Source organism: Caulobacter sp. 05L422 (genome assembly GCF_056397765.1).
Genome location: NZ_JBFTOB010000004.1, coordinates 89642 through 107044, shown reverse-complemented (window position 1 = coordinate 107044; position 17403 = coordinate 89642). Strand labels below are relative to the sequence as shown.

The following is a 17403-nucleotide window of genomic DNA, read 5'->3' as shown; positions in this document are numbered from 1 at the left end:
GCTCGGACCATGAGGCTCTAGCGTGACCGCCGAACAAACCTGGAAACGGCGATGAAAACGATCCTGCATGTCAGCTGCAGCCCGCGCGGCGAAGTCTCCGAAAGCCTCAGGCTCTCGCGCAACATCCTTGGCTTCCTGCTTCAGGCCCATCCCGAGGCGGTCGTCGTCGAGCGGGTGATCGGCGGGGTCGAGATCCCGTCGATCGACGCGGACTACGCCACCTCCCAGCAATCGCTGGCCGACGTCTCCCAGGCGGGCTCGATGGCCATGTCCGAGACGCTGGTCCGGGAGCTGGAGCGGGCCGACATCGTGGTCATCGGCACGCCCATGCACAACATGACCGTGCCCGCCGCGCTGAAGGGGTGGATCGATCACGTCGTCCGTGCCCGCCGGACGTTCAACGTCACTTCGGCGGGCAAGGTCGGCCTGCTGCGCGACCGTCCCGTCTTCGTGGCCGTGGCCTCGGGCGGCAAGTTCTCCGGCGGGCGCGCGCGCCAGCCCGATTTCCTGACGCCCTATCTTCAGGCCGTCCTAGGGATGATCGGACTGCACGACCTGACGTTCTTCTCGGTCCAGGGCACGGGTGCTGGTCCGGACGCCGTGGCCGTGGCCAGGGGCGGGACGGATCGGGCGCTGGAGGCGCATTTCACGCGAAGTTCGGCGCCGCTCGCCGACGCCTAGTCCTTCAGCCCCCGCAGCCTATTCACGTGCCCCATCTTCCGTCCCGGCCGGGCTTCGCCCTTGCCGTAGAGGTGGACGCGGGTCTCGGGTTCGGCGGCCAGCTTGGCCCAGGCGTCGACTTCCTGGCCCAGCAGGTTGGTCATCTCGACATGGGCGCGCGGGGCGGTGGGGCCCAGGGGCCAGCCGGCGACGGCGCGGATGTGCTGCTCGAACTGGTCGACCTCGCAGCCGTCCTGGGTCCAGTGGCCGGTGTTGTGCACCCGGGGGGCGAACTCGTTGACCAGCAGCTTGCCGCCGGCCAGCTCGAACAGCTCGACCCCGATCACGCCGACATATTCCAGGGCGGTCAGGATCTTGGCGACGATGGCCTCGGCCTGGTCGCGGGTGGCGTTGCTGACCTTGGCCGGGGCGCTGGTGCGGCGCAGGACGCCGCCCTCGTGGTGGTTGTCCGACAGCGGATAGCAGGCGATCTCGCCGTCGCGGCCGCGGGCGGCGATCACCGACAGCTCGCGCACGAAGTCGGCCGGGGCCTCGAGGATGGCGGGCTGGCCGGCGATCTTCTGGAAGGCGGCGGCGGCCTCGGTCGGGCGCTGGAGCCAGGCCTGGCCCTTGCCGTCATAGCCTTCGCGGCGGGTCTTCAGCAGCGACGGGGCGCCGATCCTGGCGACGGCGGCGGCCAGGCCGTCCGCGTCGTCGACGGCGGCGAAGGCCACGGTCGGGACGCCGATCTCGGCCAGGAAGCTCTTTTCCACCACCCGGTCCTGGGCGGCGGCCAGGGCCTTGGCGCCGGGCGCGACCAGCACGCCCTGGGCGGTCAGCTCGGCCACCGTGGCGGCCGGCACGTTCTCGAACTCGTAGGTGACGACGTCGCAGACCTCGGCCAGGCGCTTCAGCGCCCAGCGGTCGTCATAGGGGCCGACGATCTGGCGCGAGGCCACGCGGCCGGCCGGGCTGTTCTCCTCGGGATCCAGGATCACCACGTCGAAGCCCAGGCGGGCGGCGGCCAGGGCCAGCATGCGACCCAGCTGTCCCCCGCCGAGGATGCCGATCGTCGAGCCAGGGGCCAAAGGGAAGGTGGGCGGCGAGGAGGAAGCCATCAGTCTTCAACGCTTTCGACGACGCTGTCGGTCTGCTCGGCCCGGAAGGCGGTCAGGCGCTGGGCCAGGGCCGCGTCCGAGATCGCCAGGATCTGGACGGCCAGCAGGCCGGCGTTCTTGGCGCCCGCCTCGCCGATGGCCAGGGTGGCGACGGGAACGCCGCCGGGCATCTGGACGATGGACAGCAGGGAATCCAGGCCGTTCAGGGCCTTGGACTGCACCGGCACGCCCAGCACCGGCAGGATGGTCATCGAGGCGACCATGCCCGGCAGGTGGGCCGCGCCGCCGGCTCCGGCGATGATCACCTTGTAGCCGGCGGCCTGGGCGCCCGTGGAGAACTCGACCAGGCGCTGGGGCGTGCGGTGGGCGGAAACCACCTTGGCCTCGTAGGCCACGCCCAGGGCGTCGAGCGCGTCGGCCGCCTTCTTCATCGTCGGCCAGTCCGAGCGGCTGCCCATGATGATGGCGACGGGTGGCGTGACGGTGGGCATCGGCGACGATTTCCCTAGAGGCGGCTGTGGAGCGGCGAGTGCGCTCCGTAACCTGACGGCCGTGAATCGCGGGCCTTATAGCCGCTGGCGTCCGGGCTCCAAAGCCCGTTCTCACCGAATGATCCCGGTGAAAACCGCAATCGATCCACAGGGATAGAGCGGCGCCGCGACGCTGCGACACATGGTCGTCGCCATTGTCATGGTTAATGAAAGAACGCAGAAATACGCAAAGCTTCACCGCATAGTGATTCCCCCGAGTGGTTTCCGTCGTCCCATGAAGATCACCAGCGCGCGCACCGAATCCTTCTCGGCCATCCGTCGCCGGGCGCTGACCGAGGCCGCCGGCCCCGTTGTGGCGCGGGCCGTGGTCGCGGCCGACACGGCCGGTTTCCTGGGGCTGTCGGAAACCGACCTGACCCCGCAGGTGCAGTCGGCGCTGAAGACCCTGATGGTCGAGATCGACGACCTGCGCAACGAGGTCGCCCGGCTGAAGTTCAAGCTGGGCGAGGCGCAAGGCCTGGCTGACATGGACGTGCTGGCCCCGGTGCTGAACCGCCGGGCCTTCCTGCGCGAGATCAAGCGGGTCGCCGCCTTCGCCCAGCGCTACGGCTCGCCCGCCAGCCTGGTTTTCTTCGACCTGGACGGCTTCAAGGCCGTCAACGACCGCTTCGGCCACGCGGCCGGCGACGAGGCTCTGAAGGCCGTCGCCGGGCGTCTGCTGGCCAATGTCCGCGAGAGCGACGTGGTGGGCCGGATCGGCGGCGACGAGTTCGCCGTGCTGCTGGTCCAGGCCGACCAGCAGACCGCCAACTCCAAGGCCGAGACCCTGGCCGCCGCCGTGCGCGGCATGCCGGTGCAGGTGGGCGAGTGGTCCGTGCCGCTGCGCATCTCGTGGGGCGTGCGCGAGATCGAGGCCGGCGCCGACCCCGAAGTCGCCCTGGCCGAGGCCGACGCGGCGATGTTCCTGAAGAAGCGCGTGCGCAAGGAAGCTTGATCGCCGCCCGCTTTGCGATGTGAAGAGTTTTCAGAATATTCGGGATTGCGCCTAAATTCGCCAATTCTGGAAACAATAGGCGTTCTGGGGGTTGTTACGGTCCAAGAGGACTTCAACAATGAACGCTCATCAGATTCTGTTCGTGGAAGATGATCCGATCATCGGCATGTCGKCCTCGCAATTCATTCGAGATCGCGGCTTCAAGGTGCTGGACGCCGATTGCGTTCTGGACGCCATGAAGGTCATCGGTCGGCATGGCTATCTGTCGGCGCTGGTCACCGATATCGATCTTGGTCCTGGCCAGGACGGCTTCGCCCTGGCGCGTCAGGCGCGCACGGCCTATCCGCGCCTGCCGGTGGTGTTCATCTCCGGAACGGCCGAGGCGCGTCATGCCGTCGAGGGCGTGGAGGGCTCGGTGTTCATCAGCAAGCCCTATCACCCGCGCCAGGTCGTCGAGGCGCTGAACGACATGCCGGCCTATCGCACGGCGGCCTGACCCTTCGCGCCCGACGCTTCACGCCGGTTCTTGAAGCCGGCGTTCGCGGGCTCTACCAATCCTCCGCCGTCGTCCGGAGGTCCTTGAATGTCCAAGTCGCATCGCTACGCCACGACCCTGACCTGGACGGGCAATACCGGCGAGGGCACGGCCAGCTACCGGTCCTACGAGCGAGCCTACGAGATCGCCGCCGACGGCAAGCCGGCGCTGCTGGGCTCGTCCGATCCCAGCTTCCGGGGAGATCCAGGGCGCTGGAACCCCGAGGAACTGCTGCTGGCCTCGATCAGCTCCTGCCACCAGCTCTGGTACCTGCACCTGTGCGCCGTGAACGGCGTGGTCGTCACCGCCTATCGCGACGAAGCCACGGCGGTGATGGTCGAGGACGAGACCGGCGGCGGTCGCTTTGAGAGCGCTGTCCTGCATCCCCACGTGACGATCGCGGCGGGCTCGGATCCGGAAAAGGCCATGGCCCTGCATCACGAGGCCAACGCCAAGTGCTTCGTGGCCAACTCGCTGAACTTCCCGGTGGGGCATGCGGCGAGCGTGGAGGTCGAGGGCTGACCCCTAGGCGATGATGTCCGGCATCAGCTGGTCTTCCAGCCGCACGATCTCGTCCTTCAGGGCCAGCTTGCGGCGCTTGAGGCGGGCGATCTGCAGCATGTCGGGCAGGGGGCGTTCCTCGAGGGCCGCGACCGCGTCGCCGAGGTCCTGATGTTCCTCGCGCAAGGTCGCCAGACGCCGCTCGATGGCGATGTCGCTGTCGTCTGAAGCGTCGTCGTCGTTCATGGACGCCCCTGCTGTCGTGGCCCGATGATCCCCAAGGGGGCGGTGATAGATAGCAAAGCCTGACAGTCGGTAAAGGGTATCACGCCAAGGGGCCGCCAAGCGCGTCGGAAAGGGCGCGCAGGGCGCTTTCGCGCGGCGGATCGCCGGACGCCCGGGCGGCTTCCAGCAGCGTGTCGAACACGTCCAGTTCCGCGCCCGGTTCGCCGCTGAGCGCCTCCAGGCTCTCCATCAGCACCTTCTCGCCGTGCAGTTCGGTCGCCTTGACCGCGTTGCGGAAATCCTCGCGGGCGCCGTCGTCGATCCCGGGCCAGGCCGGCTTGATCGTGCGGCGGACGGCGCGCAGCGGCGAGCCGACCTCGGCGTCCCAGCGCTTGACCAGCCGGGCGGCCTCCCTGGCGTCGGCGGCGCGGCCCTCGCTGGCCCGCCAAGCCGCCCACAGAAGATAGGGCACGTTCTGGCCGTGTCCGTCCTGCAGCGACAGGCACGCCTGTGCGACAGACGGTCGCGCATAGACCTCCAGGGCCCACTGCCAAAGCCGCATCTTCGTTAACCCCTCCAGCCTTTTCAGGCGTCGCCAGTAATCGTCGCCAGGTCTTCGCCCCAGCGTTTGACCGGTCGCCAGGACAGGCCGAACAGGTCGAACGCGCGGCCCACCGATTGGTCCACCATCTCAGCGATCGATTGCGGTTTTGCGTAGAAGGCGGGCAGGGGCGGGGCGATCACCGCGCCCATCTCGGCCAGCTTGGTCAGGGTGCGCAGGTGGCCCAGGTGCAGCGGCGTCTCGCGCACCATCAGCACCAGCGGGCGTCGCTCCTTCAGGGTCACGTCGGCGGCGCGGGTCAGCAGCGAAGCCGTTACGCCCGTTGCTATCTCGCTCATCGTGCGCACCGAGCAGGGGGCCACAATCATGCCGAGCGTGCGGTACGACCCAGACGCGATCGCCGCCCCGATGTCGCCCACGCGATGGACGACGTCCGCCTTTTCATTGACCTCCCCGACGGAAAATCCGGTCTCCTGCGCTAGGGTCAGGACGGCCGATTTCGACAGGACCAGGTGGCTCTCCACGCCCAGTTCGCGACAGGCGTCCAGCGCCCGCAGACCGTAGACAACCCCTGACGCACCAGAGATTCCGATGACGAGACGAGGTTTTTCGAGCAGGGCCGCGGGGTCCGACATGGTGAATTTTCGTCCGTCTTGGGAGCAAGCTGCGCCAGGTCAAGCGCCGCCGATTGCAATCATATGTGATCTGACAGCTTCGAACAGCGGGTGTTGACTTCGATCTCCAACAGCAAGGAGCCGACAGCCATGGCCATCGAATCCCGTATCCGCGAGCTTGGGTCCCGTCATGAGAACCTCGACCGCACGATCCAGGAGGAGACCAGTCGACCCGTCAGCGACACCTCCCGTCTTCGGGAGCTGAAGCGGCAGAAGCTCAGGCTCAAGGAGGAGATCGAAGGCCTTAGGGCCCGACTTCATTAGCCCCCTCCACGTCCCCGCGTCGTGAGACAGCGGTGACGGACCGAGGAGGCCGAAATCGAAAAAGGCCCGCTCCGTTCAGACGGGGCGGGCCTTTTGATTCTCCGGCGGGACGGATCAGTCCTCGTCGTCTTCCTCGTCGTCGGCCACGTAGGTCGACTTGCCGAACACGTCCTCGGCCTTGGGCTCGATGCGGCCCTTGCGGATCGCGGCCTCTTCGTCCTCGTGATCGTCCGGCAGGACGCTGGTTTCCGAGGCCGGACGCAGGGTCGGGTCTTCCGGCAGGATGCCCTTCTTCAGGTCGTCCTTGGCCTTCTTCTCGGCGGCCTTCTTGACCAGGGCGTCCAGCTCCAGCTGGCCGACCAGGCCCAGGGTCACGGGATCGACCGGCTTGATGTTGGCGGCGTTCCAGTGCGTGCGGGCGCGGACCTGCTCGATGGTCGACTTGGTGGTGCCCAACAGCTTGGAGATCTGCGCGTCGGTCACCTCGGGGTGGTGGCGCAGGAACCAGGCGATGGCGTCCGGACGGTCCTGGCGACGCGACACCGGGGTGTAGCGCGGGGCCTTCTTCTGCGGCTTCAGCAGTTCGGCGTGGCGGCTGACCTGGGCCTTCATGCGGTAGGCGTCGTTGGCCTGCGCCTTGTCGAGCTCTTCGCGGGTCAGCTGGCCGTTGCCCATCGGATCGGCGCCGCGGATGTCGCGCGCCACTTCGCCGTCGGCGATGCCGGCGACTTCCAGCGGGTGCAGGCCGCAGAAGTCGGCGATCTGTTCAAAGGTGAGCGACGTGTTTTCCACGAGCCAGACGGCGGTCGCCTTGGGCATCAGGATGTCGGCCATGAGGGGCTCCAGAAATGACGGCGCCCGACCTTGCGGCCGGGCGGGATGTTCAGCCTGGAGCTATAATGCGCTTTCTCGGGAAATGGAACGGGGATCGATAATCGAGATCAGCCCGGGCCGGTCGGCGTCTAGCGGTCGTAGCGGCGCGGGTCAGGTCGGGAGATGCTCGCTCCAGGGACCTGGCGGGACGGCGGGATCGGCATGCTCGGCGACGAAGCGCGCGCGCCAGTCGTCGTTCAGCGCGTCGCGCTGGATCGCCAGGTCGATGCGGTCGGGATCGATCCGCGGCGGATCGGTCAGTCCCATCAGCCGGCTCACGGCCTCGACCGCCGGGGCGGGCGCGCGCACCACGTCCTCATAGAGCAGGCACACCGGCGTCACGGCGTTGACCGCGAAATAGTCGCGCCATCGCGCCTGCTCGACCAGCAGCATCGAAAGGCGGGCGCGGATCAGGGCGGGGTCGTAGGTCGGCTGGGCCACGACGGACGAGGTCGACCGGTACTGCCCCGTCTGTTCGGCCCGAGCCCAGGATATGGCCTGGCCCAGCACGTCCCGCCGCTCGAGATAGACGAAGGAAAGGCCGGGCAGGCGGCAGGGCCACCGCGTCTGGGCCACCTGGTCGAACTGGCTCATGAACAGCTTGAGGCCGTAGATCCCGTTCGGCGTGGCGCCCAGGCGGGGGATCGCCGCCAGCTGCGCCTCTGGATCATCCGGGAAGTCCGGATGATCCAGTACGCGGCGCGCCGGTCCGTTGAAATACTCCAACGGCCGTCCAAGAACGCCCGTCGACGTCAGCAACTGGGACAGGAAGTTACTGCCCGAGCGCGGCGTGGTGCAGATGGCGTAGCCTCGGTTGGCGATGACCATGCTTCGTCAACGCGCGAAAGCGCCTAGCGCAAGCCGATCGTCGACGTCGGTGTATTCGCCGCGCCGTTGGCGTCGAAGATGTTGTTGCCGTACGAGATTATCTGCCCTCCCGCGGCTGGCAGCAAACCGCTGGTGTTGCCGGTGATCACGGTCGAGGACAGCCGCGCCACGGCCGCGGCGCCGTTGGAATTGACGCCGGACGCGTTCAGGCTGGCCACCGTGTCGGTAATGGTCAGCAGGCCTGGCGAGACCGCGCCGGAGACGATCGAGAGTCCTGACAGGGTGTTGGCGGTGACCACGCTGTCCGTGACGACGATGTTCACCGTTCCCGACGTGCCGCTGGCGTCGCCCCGCACGCCGCGCGTGTTGTTGAAGACCTTGGTGTTGCTGATCGACACGTTCGCCGCGCCGGAACCGGTGGGCGCGACCAGAATTCCCGCGCCGTCGTTGTTCAGGCCGTTTTCGGTGATGGTGCACTGGTCGATGTTCAGTTCGACCAGCCCCGCCGTGTGGTTCAGCAGCACGCCGTTGCCGTTGGGCGCGGCCGTGCGGTTGCCGTTGATGTAGCAGTTCTCGATGTTGACCGTGCCGGCGTTGAGGATGCGGATGCCGTTCAGGCCGGTGTTGGCGGCGTTGATCGTCAGGCCGCGCAGCGTGATGACGTCGGTCGCCAGCGCATTGATGATCACGCCGTTGGTCCCGGCCGACAGTATGCCGCCCAGGGCCGGATCGGTGCCGATGGTGACGGACTTGGTGATCGTCACCGCCCCGAAGCCGCCGGGGTCGAGGACGTCGATCTCGCCGCCGGCCGCCGTCTTGCTGATCGCGCCGGCGAAGGTCTTGCAGGGCGCCGTGCGGCTGCACGGATTGGCGTCGTCGCCCACGCCGGACACCCAGGTTCGGGTCGCCTGGGCGTTGGCCGTCGCGGGGACAGCCAAGGGGGCGGCGAGCAACGCGACGGCGATGAATATGGATTCTATGGAGATTTTCATGGAGCTTCCCTCTATTGCGGTCCTTTGGACTCCCGCGCCAAGCGGCACTGCAAACAGAAGACGCGGATTAGTTGATGCGCTCAAGTTTGCACAATAAGGTAGAGTTTGGATAAATCCAGCCTCTGGAGTGTTTGGAGTTCAGGGGAGGGACCGCCGGTCTCGCCGTAGGAAAACGGACGACAATTCCGTCGCGAACGAACAGGTGGGATCTTGGGGAGTCATTCGTCCGTGAGCGTTGCGTTCGTCGTGGCGCATCCGGGCCATGAGCTGCGGCTCGCGCGCTGGTTCGTCACGACCAAGCCGTTCTTCTTCATCATCGCCAAGGGGGCGAGGTCGACGTCGTCGGAGGCGCGGATCCAGGCCAGCCGGGCCATGGCCGTGGAGCTGGGCGCGGTTCCGGTCGAGCCCTTCGGCTCGGTCTTCGACCGCGTGCTCTACGACTGGATCCTGAGCGGGAACGGTTCGGCGTTCGACGCCCTGGCGGACGAGCTGCGCGACGCCTTCGTCGCGCGCGGCGTCTCGCGCGTGGTGACCGACGCCTGGCAGAACTACAATCCGGTCCACGACCTGACCCACCTGCTGGCGCGCGTGGCCGCCGCCGAGGCCGGGGAGCGGTTGCGCCGCCCGATCGAGGTCCTGGACTATCCGGTCGTGCAGGGCGCGCTGGCGCGGGCGGCGTGCGGGGCCGAGCGGACGCGCATCGCCCTGACGGAAGCGCAGGTGGCCGACAAGCTGGCGCTGATCTCGCGTCATCCCGAGATTTCCGACGAGATCGCCAGCCTGCTGGAAGCGGCGGGCCGCGATATCCTGAGCGTCGAAACCCTGCACGACACCCGGCCGCTGGCCGACCTGACGCCCAGCTTGGACGCTCCGCCGCTTTACGAATGTTATGGACAGGAGCGCGTCGCCTCCGGTCTCTACGCCGAAGTGCTGCGCTGGAGCCACATGGCGCCGATCGTGACGTCCCTGACGTCGCGCCTGGCCGCCGCGGGCCGTCGCTGAGCGGCCGGAGATGCGTATGAGTTCTTCGAACCCGCCGGGGCTGCGAGTCCTGCTGACCAACATCACGCTGGCGGGCCGCTCGGGCACCGAGACCGTCACGCGCGATCTGGCGCTGTCGCTGCTGCGCGCCGGCCACAGACCCATGGTCTATTCGCCAAGCCTCGGGCCTATCGCCGAGGAGCTGCGGGCCGCGTCGATCCCGGTGACCGACGACATCGACAACATCCGGGAGGCGCCGGACGTGATCCACGGGCATCACGTCGTCCAGACCGCCGTGGCGGCCGCGCGGTTCCCCGACGTCCCGGCGCTGTTCGTGTGCCACGACTTCACCACCTGGCACGACGCACCGCCGCGCCTGCCCAACATCCGGGCCTTCGTCGCCATCAGCGACGGCTTTCGGGATCGGCTGGTCGTCGAGGAGGGCGTCGACCCGGCCAGGGCCCATGTCGTGCTCAACGCCGTCGACACCGAACGCTTCCAGTGGGGCCCGCCCCTTCCGCCGCGACCGCGCAGGGCGCTGGCCTTCGCCAAGAACCACGGGCATCTGGCCGCGATCCAGGAGGCCTGCGCGGTGCGCGGCATCGAGGTCGACACCGTGGGATTCGCCGTGGACCGGCTGGTCGACGCGCCCGAGACGCTGCTGCACGACTATGACCTGGTCTTCACCAGCGCCCGCTCGGCCCTGGAGGCCATGGCCTGCCTGCGCTCGGTGATCGTGTGCGACGGACGCGGCCTGGCCGGCCTGGCCACCGCGGATCGCTACCCGGCCTGGCGGCGCGAGAACTTCGGGCTTCGCGTCCTGTCCCGGCCCGTCACCGTCGAGGCCCTCCTCGCCGAGATCGATCGCTATGATCCCGCCGACGCCGCCGAGGTGGGCCGCAGGGTGCGCGAGGAAGCCGGCCTGGACGTCTGGACCGACGCGTATCTGGCGCTGTATCGCCGGATGATCGAGGACTTCGCGCCGGCCGAGCCAGGCGAGGCGAGCCGGGCGGTGGCCAAGCATCTGCAGACCTGGGATCCCAATCTGACGAACTCGCCCTGGCTGCGGGAGCGGGCCGGCCTGCTGGACTCCCTGCAGCGGGTCTCCAGCGGGGTCGAGGCGATCGCCCTGGACCGGCTGGTGACCGTCGCCGAGGCCTGGGGTCTTGGACTGGCCGGCTTCCACCCGTCGGAACCCTGGGGCGCCTGGTCCGCCCGGCGTCGGTGCAGCGTCCGCTTCAGGCTGAAACCCGGCGCGGCGCCGAGCCGGATCACGGTCGCGCTGATGCCGTTCTTCACGCCCTCCCGGCCCCGCTACGACGTCATGGTGGGCCTGAACGGGCGGCCGCTGGGGCGGATGGACCTGGACCAGACCGCCTGGCGCGCCGGCGAGCCCCTTCGACAGACGTTCGACATTCCGGACGACGCCGGGCTCCATGACGACGACGTGGCGTGGCTGACCTTCGAGACCGAGCGCTGCATTTCACCTCTCTCCGAAGACCTGTCGGTCGACGGGCGCGAGCTGGGTTTCGCCTTGGTCTCGCTGTTCTTCTCCAGGATGTGACGGACCAGATCGGACGCCGGTCAGAACCTGCGGCCGATCCCGAACGTGGCGCGGGAGCTGTAGGTCGACCAGACCCCCGCCGCGGAGCCGTCCGCGAACCGAACCGGCGACCGGTCGACCGCACCGAGACCGGTGAGCGTGGTGACGATCGCCGGATCGCGTCGCCGCTCGATCTGGACAAAGGCGTTCCACGGGCCGGCGGCATAGTCCAGGCGACCGCCCAGCCGGCCGATCGTCTGGGTGCTCCTGTGATCGATGCGGGACGAGACGTCCGCGCCGCCTAAGGCGATGTGGCTGGAATAGGTCAGGTCGCTGCTCTGTCTCCCAGCCGCGCCGTACAGCGACCAGGCGAGGGGGCCCCAGAACCTTCCGCTCAAGGCGGCGGTCGCCTGGACGCTCGCCGTCGGGCCGTCCACCTTGCGGAAGAAGTTCAGGGCGGGGCCGGAGCCGACCAGGACCTCGGCCTCCTTGACCGACCACCAGCCGCCGGTGAACTCGCCGCCCAGGTTGACGACCAGGTCGGGAACCGGCGAGGCGATCCTCAGCGCCCGCCCGAACGCGAAGTGCGCCTGGGTGAGGTCGCCGCTTTGTTTCAGGGCGTCCTGGGCCAGTTGAGGCTCGACCTGTCCTGGAAAGATCGAGGGAAAGATCAGGACGTTCCGCGTCGTGGGGATCATGCGCGTGTAGGTGCATGCGTTCACCCGCACGGCGATGTTCTGGCATTGGACGCTCAGGGCGGGCGTCCCCAGGCTTTCATAGGCGTTGGGCGACGAGGCTGTCTCGCTCTTGGTCGTGGAGGCCTCGGTCGACAGGCCCAGGCGGAAAATCCACCGCGCGTCGTCCAGACCGTCCGGGGCGAAACGGACGCCCAGGTCCAGGCCCGAGGACCAGCCGCGCACGTTGGCGATGGAGCCTTCGCGCAGGGCCGACACGCCGTTGGCGACGAAGACGCCCGTGGCGGGATCGCCGGCGACGGGTGTCGGGAAGGCGGGCGGCGGCGGGGGCGTTATCGGGCCGGTGATCTGGGTCGGACCGGTCTGCGTGATGACGCCGCTCTGGGTGGCGCTGGCCAGTCGCGACGCGCGGGACGGCTGGCGGTCGCTGACAAAGACGGCGGCCTCGACCTGGAGGCGAGGCGAAGCCGAGGCCGGGCCGATGCTCGGGGGCGCGGCGGGCTCCACTGGAGCAGCGGCCTTCCGGGGCGAGGCGGTCAGAACGAGAAGCAGCGCGCTGTCCGGACGAGAGGCGATCGGAAGCGGCATGGCGGTGTCGGGCCGCGCGACGGCGGCCTGGGCGTCGTCGAAGGCAAGCATGACGTCTTCTCCCGACGAACGTCGTTATGGCTTGACGTTTCGTTGGCGACATACAGCCTTGGATAGTTGTCCGGCGCAATCCCACGCTGGAGGGGCGGCGGCCCTAGGCCAGCAGCACCACCTTGCCCACGTGCTCGCCGGCCTCGAGGTGGGCGTGGGCGGCGGCCGCGTCTTCCAGCGGGAAGGTGGCGTCGATCACCGGCTTGAGCTTGCCCGCCGCGATCCAGGGCCAGACCACACGCTCGATCTCGGCGGCCAGGCGGGCCTTCTCGTCGGCCGAACGGGGGCGCAGGGTCGAACCGGTCAGGACGGCGCGCTTCTGCATGATCTTCATGACCGGAACCTCCAGCACCGGCCCCGCCAGGGCGGCGATGTAGACGATGCGTCCGCCGGTGTTCAGGGCATCGAGGTTCTGGCTGAAATAGCTGCCCCCGACCATGTCGAGCACCACGTCGACCCCGCCGGCCGCCTTGGCGATCGCGGCGAAGTCCTCGGTCTTGGCGTCGACGGCGATGTCGGCGCCCAGGGCCAGGGCCTGGGCCTTCTTGTCGGCGCCGCGGCCGGTGGCGATCACCCGCGCGCCGTGCGCCTTGGCCATGGCGATCGCCGTTGTCCCGATACCGGACGTCCCACCATGAATCAGAAGGGTCTCGCCAAGCTTCAGCGCCCCATGTTCGAACACATTGGCGAACACCGTGAACACCGTCTCGGGCAGGGCGGCGGCGTGGGCGAAGTCGAAGCCTTCCGGCAGGGGCAGCGCATGGCGGGCGTCGACCACGGCGTATTGCGCATAGCCTCCGCCGCCCAGCAGGGCGCAGACCTTGTCGCCGGCCTTCCAGCGACCCGATCCGACTTCCACCTCGCCCGCGACCTCCAGGCCCAGGGTGGTCGGCGCGCCGGGCGGCGGCGGGTACAAACCCTGGCGCTGCAACAGGTCCGGCCGGTTGACGCCCGCCGCCCGCACGCGGATCAGGATCTGGCCGGGGCCCGGTTCGGGGCGATCCACGGTCTCGGGACGAAGGGCGTCGGCCGCCCCCTTGCCGCCTTCGATGGCGATGGCGGTCATGGTCTCGGACATGGTGGAACATCCCGTGAGGCTTGCGTCGCGCCCTTGGTAGGCGTCAGATGCCGGATCGAAAAGGGGTCGAGCAAAGGGAGACCGATCCGATGATGGAAGAACCGGTCGAGCCGCGCGCCTTCCGTGGCGATGCGCTCAACGCCACCACGCATGAAGACCTGGACACCTACGGCGTGGCCGAGCTGGAAGAGCGGATCGAGGCGCTGGAAGCGGAAATCGCCCGCACCCGCGCCCAGCTGACCAAGAAAAAGGCGGGACGGGACGCAGCCAATGCGCTGTTTGGTCGCCTAGACTAACGATCGGTTTACGCTACAGGCGGACTCTCCAGCTCGCCTGACTCGGATAATCGGCTTTCGGTCGGACTTTGGGGGAGGGGCGGTCGCGAAACGGGACGATACGTCTGGCACGGGGGTTGCAGTCCCTCGGTCTGGCGAGACGGTCTCGCGGCCTTTCGAAGGGGCAATGAGTAGCTATGACCGAGTTGAACGTGGCCCAGGCCCCCTGGCGTGCTGGCGTGATCCAGGATTTCGCCCGCTCCGAGCTGTTTGACCGCACCTTCGAGGAAGGCATGACGCTGGTCGAGGAGACCGCCGCCTATCTCGACGGAGCCGGCCGTCACGACAGCAAGATTCTCTCGCGCAACGCCGCCCTGGCCTACGCCAGCGAAAGCATGCGCCTGACAACCCGTCTGATGCAGGTGGCCTCGTGGCTGCTGGTCCAGCGCGCGGTCAAGGAAGGCGAGATGGAGGCCCAGGCCGCCTGCGCCGAGAACTATCGCCTGGGCCTGGAAAGCGGCGAGCCCGCCGCCGTCGAGGACCTGCCCTTCGGCCTGGTCAATCTGCTGCAGCGCTCCGAGCGGCTCTATGAGCGCGTCCGCCACCTGGACAAGCGCATGTATGTCGAAGCCTCGGCCAACGAAGAAGCCCCGCGCCCGGTGCAGGCCCACTTCGACCGCCTGAGCGCGGCGTTCGGCGTCTAGCTCACCCTCTTCCCCCTCTGGGGGAGGCATCTATATACGTGATTGACCCGGCAGCTTGACTCGCACCCATCGGCGCCTGAGCTTGGCCGCCGATGGACGACGATAAGATCACTGAAGAGGAGTTCGCGGCCTGGCTTAGCCCGGCCTCAGCCCTCATTGTCCTTGACCAGCTATCGGATGCCGCCGCTATCAGGGCGATACTAAGTCGAGCCTCTAACGGCCTTATCCTGGGCGCGGCAGCCACGGCGAGGTGGACGTCTGGGGGCAAGCCCAAAACCGCAGAACTATTCTCCATCCCTAGCGACTGGTGGGAAAAGTCGGATGTTGCCGAAACATGGCACGACTTCTGGACGGTAGGCGACATGGTCGTGCGCCTATCGGATGTCCGGTCTTCCGCAGTGCACATTCACTTGTTCGACGTTCGTTTCGACCCCATAGGCATCCCCGCCATTTTAGGAGGCCTTCTCGCGCGGAGCAGACCTCCGGCATCGGCGCTCCGCCTTGCCGCGCCCCGTCAAAAGCCGGCCACGACGGATGCCGAACGCGCGCCTGTCACAACTGATGATGTGAAGGCCTGGCATCGAGCGCTTTCGAAGAGCGACAAGGCCTTGGGTATCCGGGCGTTGTGGGCGATGGCGAAAAGCGATCTGGGATCAGGCGTCGTTCGAAAGCAGATCGAGCCGTTCGTGGCGGGCCGAACGCGGGGACCTAAGGGGCCACGCAAAGGATAATTGTCCCGCGATCCAACGATAATTGTCCGGGACAATTTTCGGGACAATTACGTTGTCCGCCGGGGAAATAGACGGGGAAATTTAAAGTCGCGATCTTCTCACCGTGCGTTGCGCCACCCCACACCGGGGTAAAATGGTGCAGCCGCTTCGATCGATGAGAAGGAGACGACATGACGGATTGATGAGCCCAGACAGCAGAAAGGCCCGGTTTGCCGCCGGGCCCGTCCACTGTGTCTCGCTCGCGCGATCCACGCTCTTAAGCAAGGCGAAGAATCGCACGGGCGAGACCTCCTGACAACCTTGTTCAGAGGAGGCGCTATTGACGCCCTTCACCATTGTGCGGCCTCACCGCCGCATCACCCCGCGCGGACGTATCGTCTATGTTCGTCCTCACTACCGCCCGCAGCCGCATCGCCGCTGCTAGTCGGGTTGGCCCGGCTTGATCTTCGGAGCAGGCCGGGCCGCTTTCCTCTTCGCCCCTGGCGGCGGCGTGACCTCTTCGGGTTTGGTCTGGGCGTAGCGCGCCAAGGCCTCCCCGAAGTCCATGTCTAGAAATAGCGGCGGTTCCGTCTTCTTGCTGGTCATGCGATCAGCACCTTGTACGTCAGGCGGCATTCGATCCCGGCCAGCAGGTCGCCGAAGCGTTGGCCCTTGGCGAGGTCGCGGCGGTTATAGCGGAAGCTCATTTCGCCAACGTAGCGGTCCAGATGCTTCGGCGACACCCAGTGATGAACGCCGATGATCTGGCGCTTGAGCTGCGACCAGACGCCTTCAATCGAGTTCGTGTGGAAGTCGCCCTTGCGGTACTGGCCAGCGCTGTGACGAACCACGCCGTGATTGAAGGTGCGGCCCAGATGGCGATAGCCCGCGTGCTCGTCCGTCGAAACCGACGAGGCGTCCGGCGAGACGACCTGGTGGACGAAGCCGTCCAGGGTGGCCGTGTTCGTGCTGGTGACGACGCGGGCGACAACATCACCATCCCGGCTCACAGCGCCGATGACGGCGGTCTTGCCGGCGGTCCCATTGATGCCCTTACGCTTGCTCTTGGGCTTGTTGCTTTCCTTGCCGCCGACATAGGTCTCATCGATCTCGACGTCGCCGCTCAGGGGCGCGTTGAAGCTGTTGGTGCGGGCCGCGTGGCGCAGCCGGTGCAGAACGAACCAAGCCGACTTCTGGGTAATGCCCAGATCGGTCGCCAGCGTGGTCGAGGCGATGCCCTTGGGGTGGTTGGTAATCATCCAGATCGCGGCATACCAAGTGCGGAGCGGCAGCTTGGTGTCCTGAAAGATCGTGCCAACCTTGATCGAGAAGCGCTTGCGGCAGGTGTAGCACTTGTGGGTGTTCGTGCCGGTCAGGGTGCCGATTTTCGTCTCATCGGCGTTGCCGCAGAGCGGGCAGAACTTACCGTTCTTCCAACGCGAAGCCGTCAGGTGATCGATAGCCGATTGCTCAGTCGGGAAGGCCCGAAAGAGTTGCAGCAGGTTGTCGAACTTCTGGATCACGGGGGCGGCTCCTGTTGGAACCGTTATCCTCCATTACCGACTTTGGGTCAAGCACGTATATAGATGCCTCTGGGGGAGGAGGGCCGAAGGCCCGGAGGGGCAAGTGCTAGCCGCACGATCGCTGACCTCTGTCGGCCTTGCCGTCCCCTACTTGCCCCCACCTGACCGCTTCGCGGTCTGTCCGCCCCCATAAGGGGGCGGAGGAGTATCCCAAAACAGAAAAGGCCGGCCCGCTAACGCGGAACCGGCCTTTCGTCGCCCTTACGGCGAGAAGCGTGAGACGCTTACTTCTTGGCGGTGAAGCCGGCGAACTTCGCGTTGAAGCGCGAGACGCGGCCGCCGCGGTCCAGCATGGCGCTGTTGCCGCCGGTCCAGGCCGGGTGCACGCGCGGATCGATGTCCAGCGCCAGGGTCGCGCCTTCTTTCCCGTAGGTCGAACGGGTCTGATAGGACGTGCCGTCGGTCATGGTGACGGTGATGAAGTGGTAGTCGGGGTGAATGTCTTGTTTCATCGGGCGATCCAACCGACTTGAGGCGG

At 67.4% G+C, this 17403-nt stretch carries 22 protein-coding genes; 9 read left to right on the top strand and 13 right to left on the bottom strand.

Features of this window, described 5'->3' with window-relative positions; genetic code table 11:
• Positions 1-51 precede the first annotated feature (51 nt).
• A complete protein-coding gene (locus AC1DMQ_RS05855; protein WP_477032610.1) occupies positions 52-681 on the top strand; it encodes an FMN-dependent NADH-azoreductase in 630 nt (209 codons plus the stop codon).
• Here AC1DMQ_RS05855 and AC1DMQ_RS05850 read toward each other — a convergent pair.
• On the bottom strand, positions 678-1778 hold the full coding sequence (locus tag AC1DMQ_RS05850) for a 5-(carboxyamino)imidazole ribonucleotide synthase (protein WP_477032609.1): 1101 nt from the start codon (positions 1776-1778) through the stop codon (positions 678-680). The genes AC1DMQ_RS05855 and AC1DMQ_RS05850 overlap by 4 nt on opposite strands.
• Entirely contained in the window at positions 1778-2269 is a 492-nt protein-coding gene (gene purE, locus AC1DMQ_RS05845) for a 5-(carboxyamino)imidazole ribonucleotide mutase (protein WP_477032608.1), read from the bottom strand. Before purE ends, AC1DMQ_RS05850 begins: the two co-directional genes overlap by 1 nt.
• Before the next feature lie 274 nt (positions 2270-2543).
• On the opposite strand from purE, the gene AC1DMQ_RS05840 reads away from it, so the two are divergent.
• From AC1DMQ_RS05840 to AC1DMQ_RS05830, 3 genes are all read left to right on the top strand, one after another.
• Positions 2544-3263: a GGDEF domain-containing protein gene (locus AC1DMQ_RS05840; protein WP_477032607.1), complete on the top strand. Its 720-nt coding sequence runs from the start codon at positions 2544-2546 to the stop codon at positions 3261-3263.
• A gap of 118 nt (positions 3264-3381) precedes the next feature.
• Positions 3382-3759, top strand: a complete 378-nt coding sequence (locus AC1DMQ_RS05835) for a response regulator (protein ID WP_477032606.1) — start codon at positions 3382-3384, stop codon at positions 3757-3759.
• Positions 3760-3846: 87 nt separating this feature from the next.
• Positions 3847-4320, top strand: a complete 474-nt coding sequence (locus AC1DMQ_RS05830) for an OsmC family protein (protein ID WP_477032605.1) — start codon at positions 3847-3849, stop codon at positions 4318-4320.
• Between the two features lie 3 nt (positions 4321-4323).
• On the opposite strand, the gene AC1DMQ_RS05825 is transcribed toward AC1DMQ_RS05830, so the two are convergent.
• From AC1DMQ_RS05825 to AC1DMQ_RS05815, 3 genes are all read right to left on the bottom strand, one after another.
• On the bottom strand, positions 4324-4545 hold the full coding sequence (locus tag AC1DMQ_RS05825) for a YdcH family protein (protein WP_477032604.1): 222 nt from the start codon (positions 4543-4545) through the stop codon (positions 4324-4326).
• A gap of 79 nt (positions 4546-4624) precedes the next feature.
• Positions 4625-5086: a TIGR02444 family protein gene (locus AC1DMQ_RS05820; protein ID WP_477032603.1), complete on the bottom strand. Its 462-nt coding sequence runs from the start codon at positions 5084-5086 to the stop codon at positions 4625-4627.
• A gap of 23 nt (positions 5087-5109) precedes the next feature.
• On the bottom strand, positions 5110-5721 hold the full coding sequence (locus tag AC1DMQ_RS05815) for a UbiX family flavin prenyltransferase (RefSeq protein ID WP_477032602.1): 612 nt from the start codon (positions 5719-5721) through the stop codon (positions 5110-5112).
• Positions 5722-5850: 129 nt separating this feature from the next.
• Between AC1DMQ_RS05815 and AC1DMQ_RS05810 the strand changes: the two genes are divergently transcribed.
• Positions 5851-6024, top strand: a complete 174-nt coding sequence (locus AC1DMQ_RS05810; protein ID WP_477032601.1) for a YdcH family protein — start codon at positions 5851-5853, stop codon at positions 6022-6024.
• A gap of 114 nt (positions 6025-6138) precedes the next feature.
• Here AC1DMQ_RS05810 and AC1DMQ_RS05805 read toward each other — a convergent pair whose 3' ends face one another.
• From AC1DMQ_RS05805 to AC1DMQ_RS05795, 3 genes are all read right to left on the bottom strand, one after another.
• On the bottom strand, positions 6139-6858 hold the full coding sequence (locus AC1DMQ_RS05805; protein ID WP_477032600.1) for a DUF1013 domain-containing protein: 720 nt from the start codon (positions 6856-6858) through the stop codon (positions 6139-6141).
• A gap of 150 nt (positions 6859-7008) precedes the next feature.
• On the bottom strand, positions 7009-7725 hold the full coding sequence (locus tag AC1DMQ_RS05800) for a Stf0 family sulfotransferase (protein ID WP_477032599.1): 717 nt from the start codon (positions 7723-7725) through the stop codon (positions 7009-7011).
• Between the two features lie 23 nt (positions 7726-7748).
• Positions 7749-8717, bottom strand: a complete 969-nt coding sequence (locus AC1DMQ_RS05795) for a right-handed parallel beta-helix repeat-containing protein (protein ID WP_477032598.1) — start codon at positions 8715-8717, stop codon at positions 7749-7751.
• Positions 8718-8945: 228 nt separating this feature from the next.
• Between AC1DMQ_RS05795 and AC1DMQ_RS05790 the strand changes: the two genes are divergently transcribed.
• The gene (locus tag AC1DMQ_RS05790; protein WP_477032597.1) at positions 8946-9719 is read left to right on the top strand and encodes a hypothetical protein; all 774 of its coding nucleotides are present in this window, start codon (positions 8946-8948) and stop codon (positions 9717-9719) included.
• A 16-nt stretch (positions 9720-9735) separates the two neighbouring features.
• Positions 9736-11262: a glycosyltransferase gene (locus AC1DMQ_RS05785; RefSeq protein ID WP_477032596.1), complete on the top strand. Its 1527-nt coding sequence runs from the start codon at positions 9736-9738 to the stop codon at positions 11260-11262.
• Positions 11263-11282: 20 nt separating this feature from the next.
• Here the strand turns inward: AC1DMQ_RS05785 and AC1DMQ_RS05780 are convergent, their stop codons facing one another.
• Entirely contained in the window at positions 11283-12575 is a 1293-nt protein-coding gene (locus tag AC1DMQ_RS05780; RefSeq protein ID WP_477032595.1) for a hypothetical protein, read from the bottom strand.
• Between the two features lie 103 nt (positions 12576-12678).
• Entirely contained in the window at positions 12679-13653 is a 975-nt protein-coding gene (locus AC1DMQ_RS05775; protein WP_477032594.1) for an NAD(P)H-quinone oxidoreductase, read from the bottom strand.
• 89 nt (positions 13654-13742) lie between these two features.
• On the opposite strand from AC1DMQ_RS05775, the gene AC1DMQ_RS05770 reads away from it, so the two are divergent.
• Together AC1DMQ_RS05770 and rcdA are read left to right on the top strand one after the other, a co-directional pair.
• Complete coding sequence (locus tag AC1DMQ_RS05770; RefSeq protein ID WP_029914264.1) at positions 13743-13949, top strand: DUF1192 domain-containing protein; 207 nt, start codon at positions 13743-13745, stop codon at positions 13947-13949.
• A gap of 176 nt (positions 13950-14125) precedes the next feature.
• Positions 14126-14632: a protease adaptor protein RcdA gene (gene rcdA, locus AC1DMQ_RS05765; protein WP_477032593.1), complete on the top strand. Its 507-nt coding sequence runs from the start codon at positions 14126-14128 to the stop codon at positions 14630-14632.
• A gap of 1151 nt (positions 14633-15783) precedes the next feature.
• On the opposite strand, the gene AC1DMQ_RS05760 is transcribed toward rcdA, so the two are convergent.
• The 3 genes from AC1DMQ_RS05760 to rpmE form a co-directional block, all read right to left on the bottom strand.
• Positions 15784-15948 carry a hypothetical protein gene (locus tag AC1DMQ_RS05760; RefSeq protein WP_477032592.1) on the bottom strand — a complete coding sequence of 55 codons (165 nt, stop codon included), beginning with the start codon at positions 15946-15948 and terminating at the stop codon, positions 15784-15786.
• A complete protein-coding gene (locus AC1DMQ_RS05755) occupies positions 15945-16865 on the bottom strand; it encodes an IS1595 family transposase (protein ID WP_477032591.1) in 921 nt (306 codons plus the stop codon). The genes AC1DMQ_RS05760 and AC1DMQ_RS05755 overlap by 4 nt, the downstream gene beginning before the upstream one ends.
• Positions 16866-17149: 284 nt before the next feature.
• On the bottom strand, positions 17150-17377 hold the full coding sequence (gene rpmE, locus AC1DMQ_RS05750) for a 50S ribosomal protein L31 (RefSeq protein ID WP_477032590.1): 228 nt from the start codon (positions 17375-17377) through the stop codon (positions 17150-17152).
• Positions 17378-17403 lie beyond the last annotated feature (26 nt).

Coding starts and splice junctions, on each gene's coding strand:
- AC1DMQ_RS05830 (WP_477032605.1), top strand. CDS start 3,847: ATGTCCAAGTCGCATCGCTACGCCACGACCCTGACCTGGACGGGCAAT.
- AC1DMQ_RS05770 (WP_029914264.1), top strand. CDS start 13,743: ATGATGGAAGAACCGGTCGAGCCGCGCGCCTTCCGTGGCGATGCGCTC.
- AC1DMQ_RS05840 (WP_477032607.1), top strand. CDS start 2,544: ATGAAGATCACCAGCGCGCGCACCGAATCCTTCTCGGCCATCCGTCGC.
- AC1DMQ_RS05785 (WP_477032596.1), top strand. CDS start 9,736: ATGAGTTCTTCGAACCCGCCGGGGCTGCGAGTCCTGCTGACCAACATC.
- AC1DMQ_RS05780 (WP_477032595.1), bottom strand. CDS start 12,575: ATGCTTGCCTTCGACGACGCCCAGGCCGCCGTCGCGCGGCCCGACACC.
- rpmE (WP_477032590.1), bottom strand. CDS start 17,377: ATGAAACAAGACATTCACCCCGACTACCACTTCATCACCGTCACCATG.
- AC1DMQ_RS05825 (WP_477032604.1), bottom strand. CDS start 4,545: ATGAACGACGACGACGCTTCAGACGACAGCGACATCGCCATCGAGCGG.
- AC1DMQ_RS05760 (WP_477032592.1), bottom strand. CDS start 15,948: ATGACCAGCAAGAAGACGGAACCGCCGCTATTTCTAGACATGGACTTC.
- AC1DMQ_RS05795 (WP_477032598.1), bottom strand. CDS start 8,717: ATGAAAATCTCCATAGAATCCATATTCATCGCCGTCGCGTTGCTCGCC.
- purE (WP_477032608.1), bottom strand. CDS start 2,269: ATGCCCACCGTCACGCCACCCGTCGCCATCATCATGGGCAGCCGCTCG.
- AC1DMQ_RS05855 (WP_477032610.1), top strand. CDS start 52: ATGAAAACGATCCTGCATGTCAGCTGCAGCCCGCGCGGCGAAGTCTCC.
- AC1DMQ_RS05775 (WP_477032594.1), bottom strand. CDS start 13,653: ATGTCCGAGACCATGACCGCCATCGCCATCGAAGGCGGCAAGGGGGCG.
- AC1DMQ_RS05850 (WP_477032609.1), bottom strand. CDS start 1,778: ATGGCTTCCTCCTCGCCGCCCACCTTCCCTTTGGCCCCTGGCTCGACG.
- AC1DMQ_RS05810 (WP_477032601.1), top strand. CDS start 5,851: ATGGCCATCGAATCCCGTATCCGCGAGCTTGGGTCCCGTCATGAGAAC.
- AC1DMQ_RS05820 (WP_477032603.1), bottom strand. CDS start 5,086: ATGCGGCTTTGGCAGTGGGCCCTGGAGGTCTATGCGCGACCGTCTGTC.
- AC1DMQ_RS05805 (WP_477032600.1), bottom strand. CDS start 6,858: ATGGCCGACATCCTGATGCCCAAGGCGACCGCCGTCTGGCTCGTGGAA.
- rcdA (WP_477032593.1), top strand. CDS start 14,126: ATGACCGAGTTGAACGTGGCCCAGGCCCCCTGGCGTGCTGGCGTGATC.
- AC1DMQ_RS05815 (WP_477032602.1), bottom strand. CDS start 5,721: ATGTCGGACCCCGCGGCCCTGCTCGAAAAACCTCGTCTCGTCATCGGA.
- AC1DMQ_RS05800 (WP_477032599.1), bottom strand. CDS start 7,725: ATGGTCATCGCCAACCGAGGCTACGCCATCTGCACCACGCCGCGCTCG.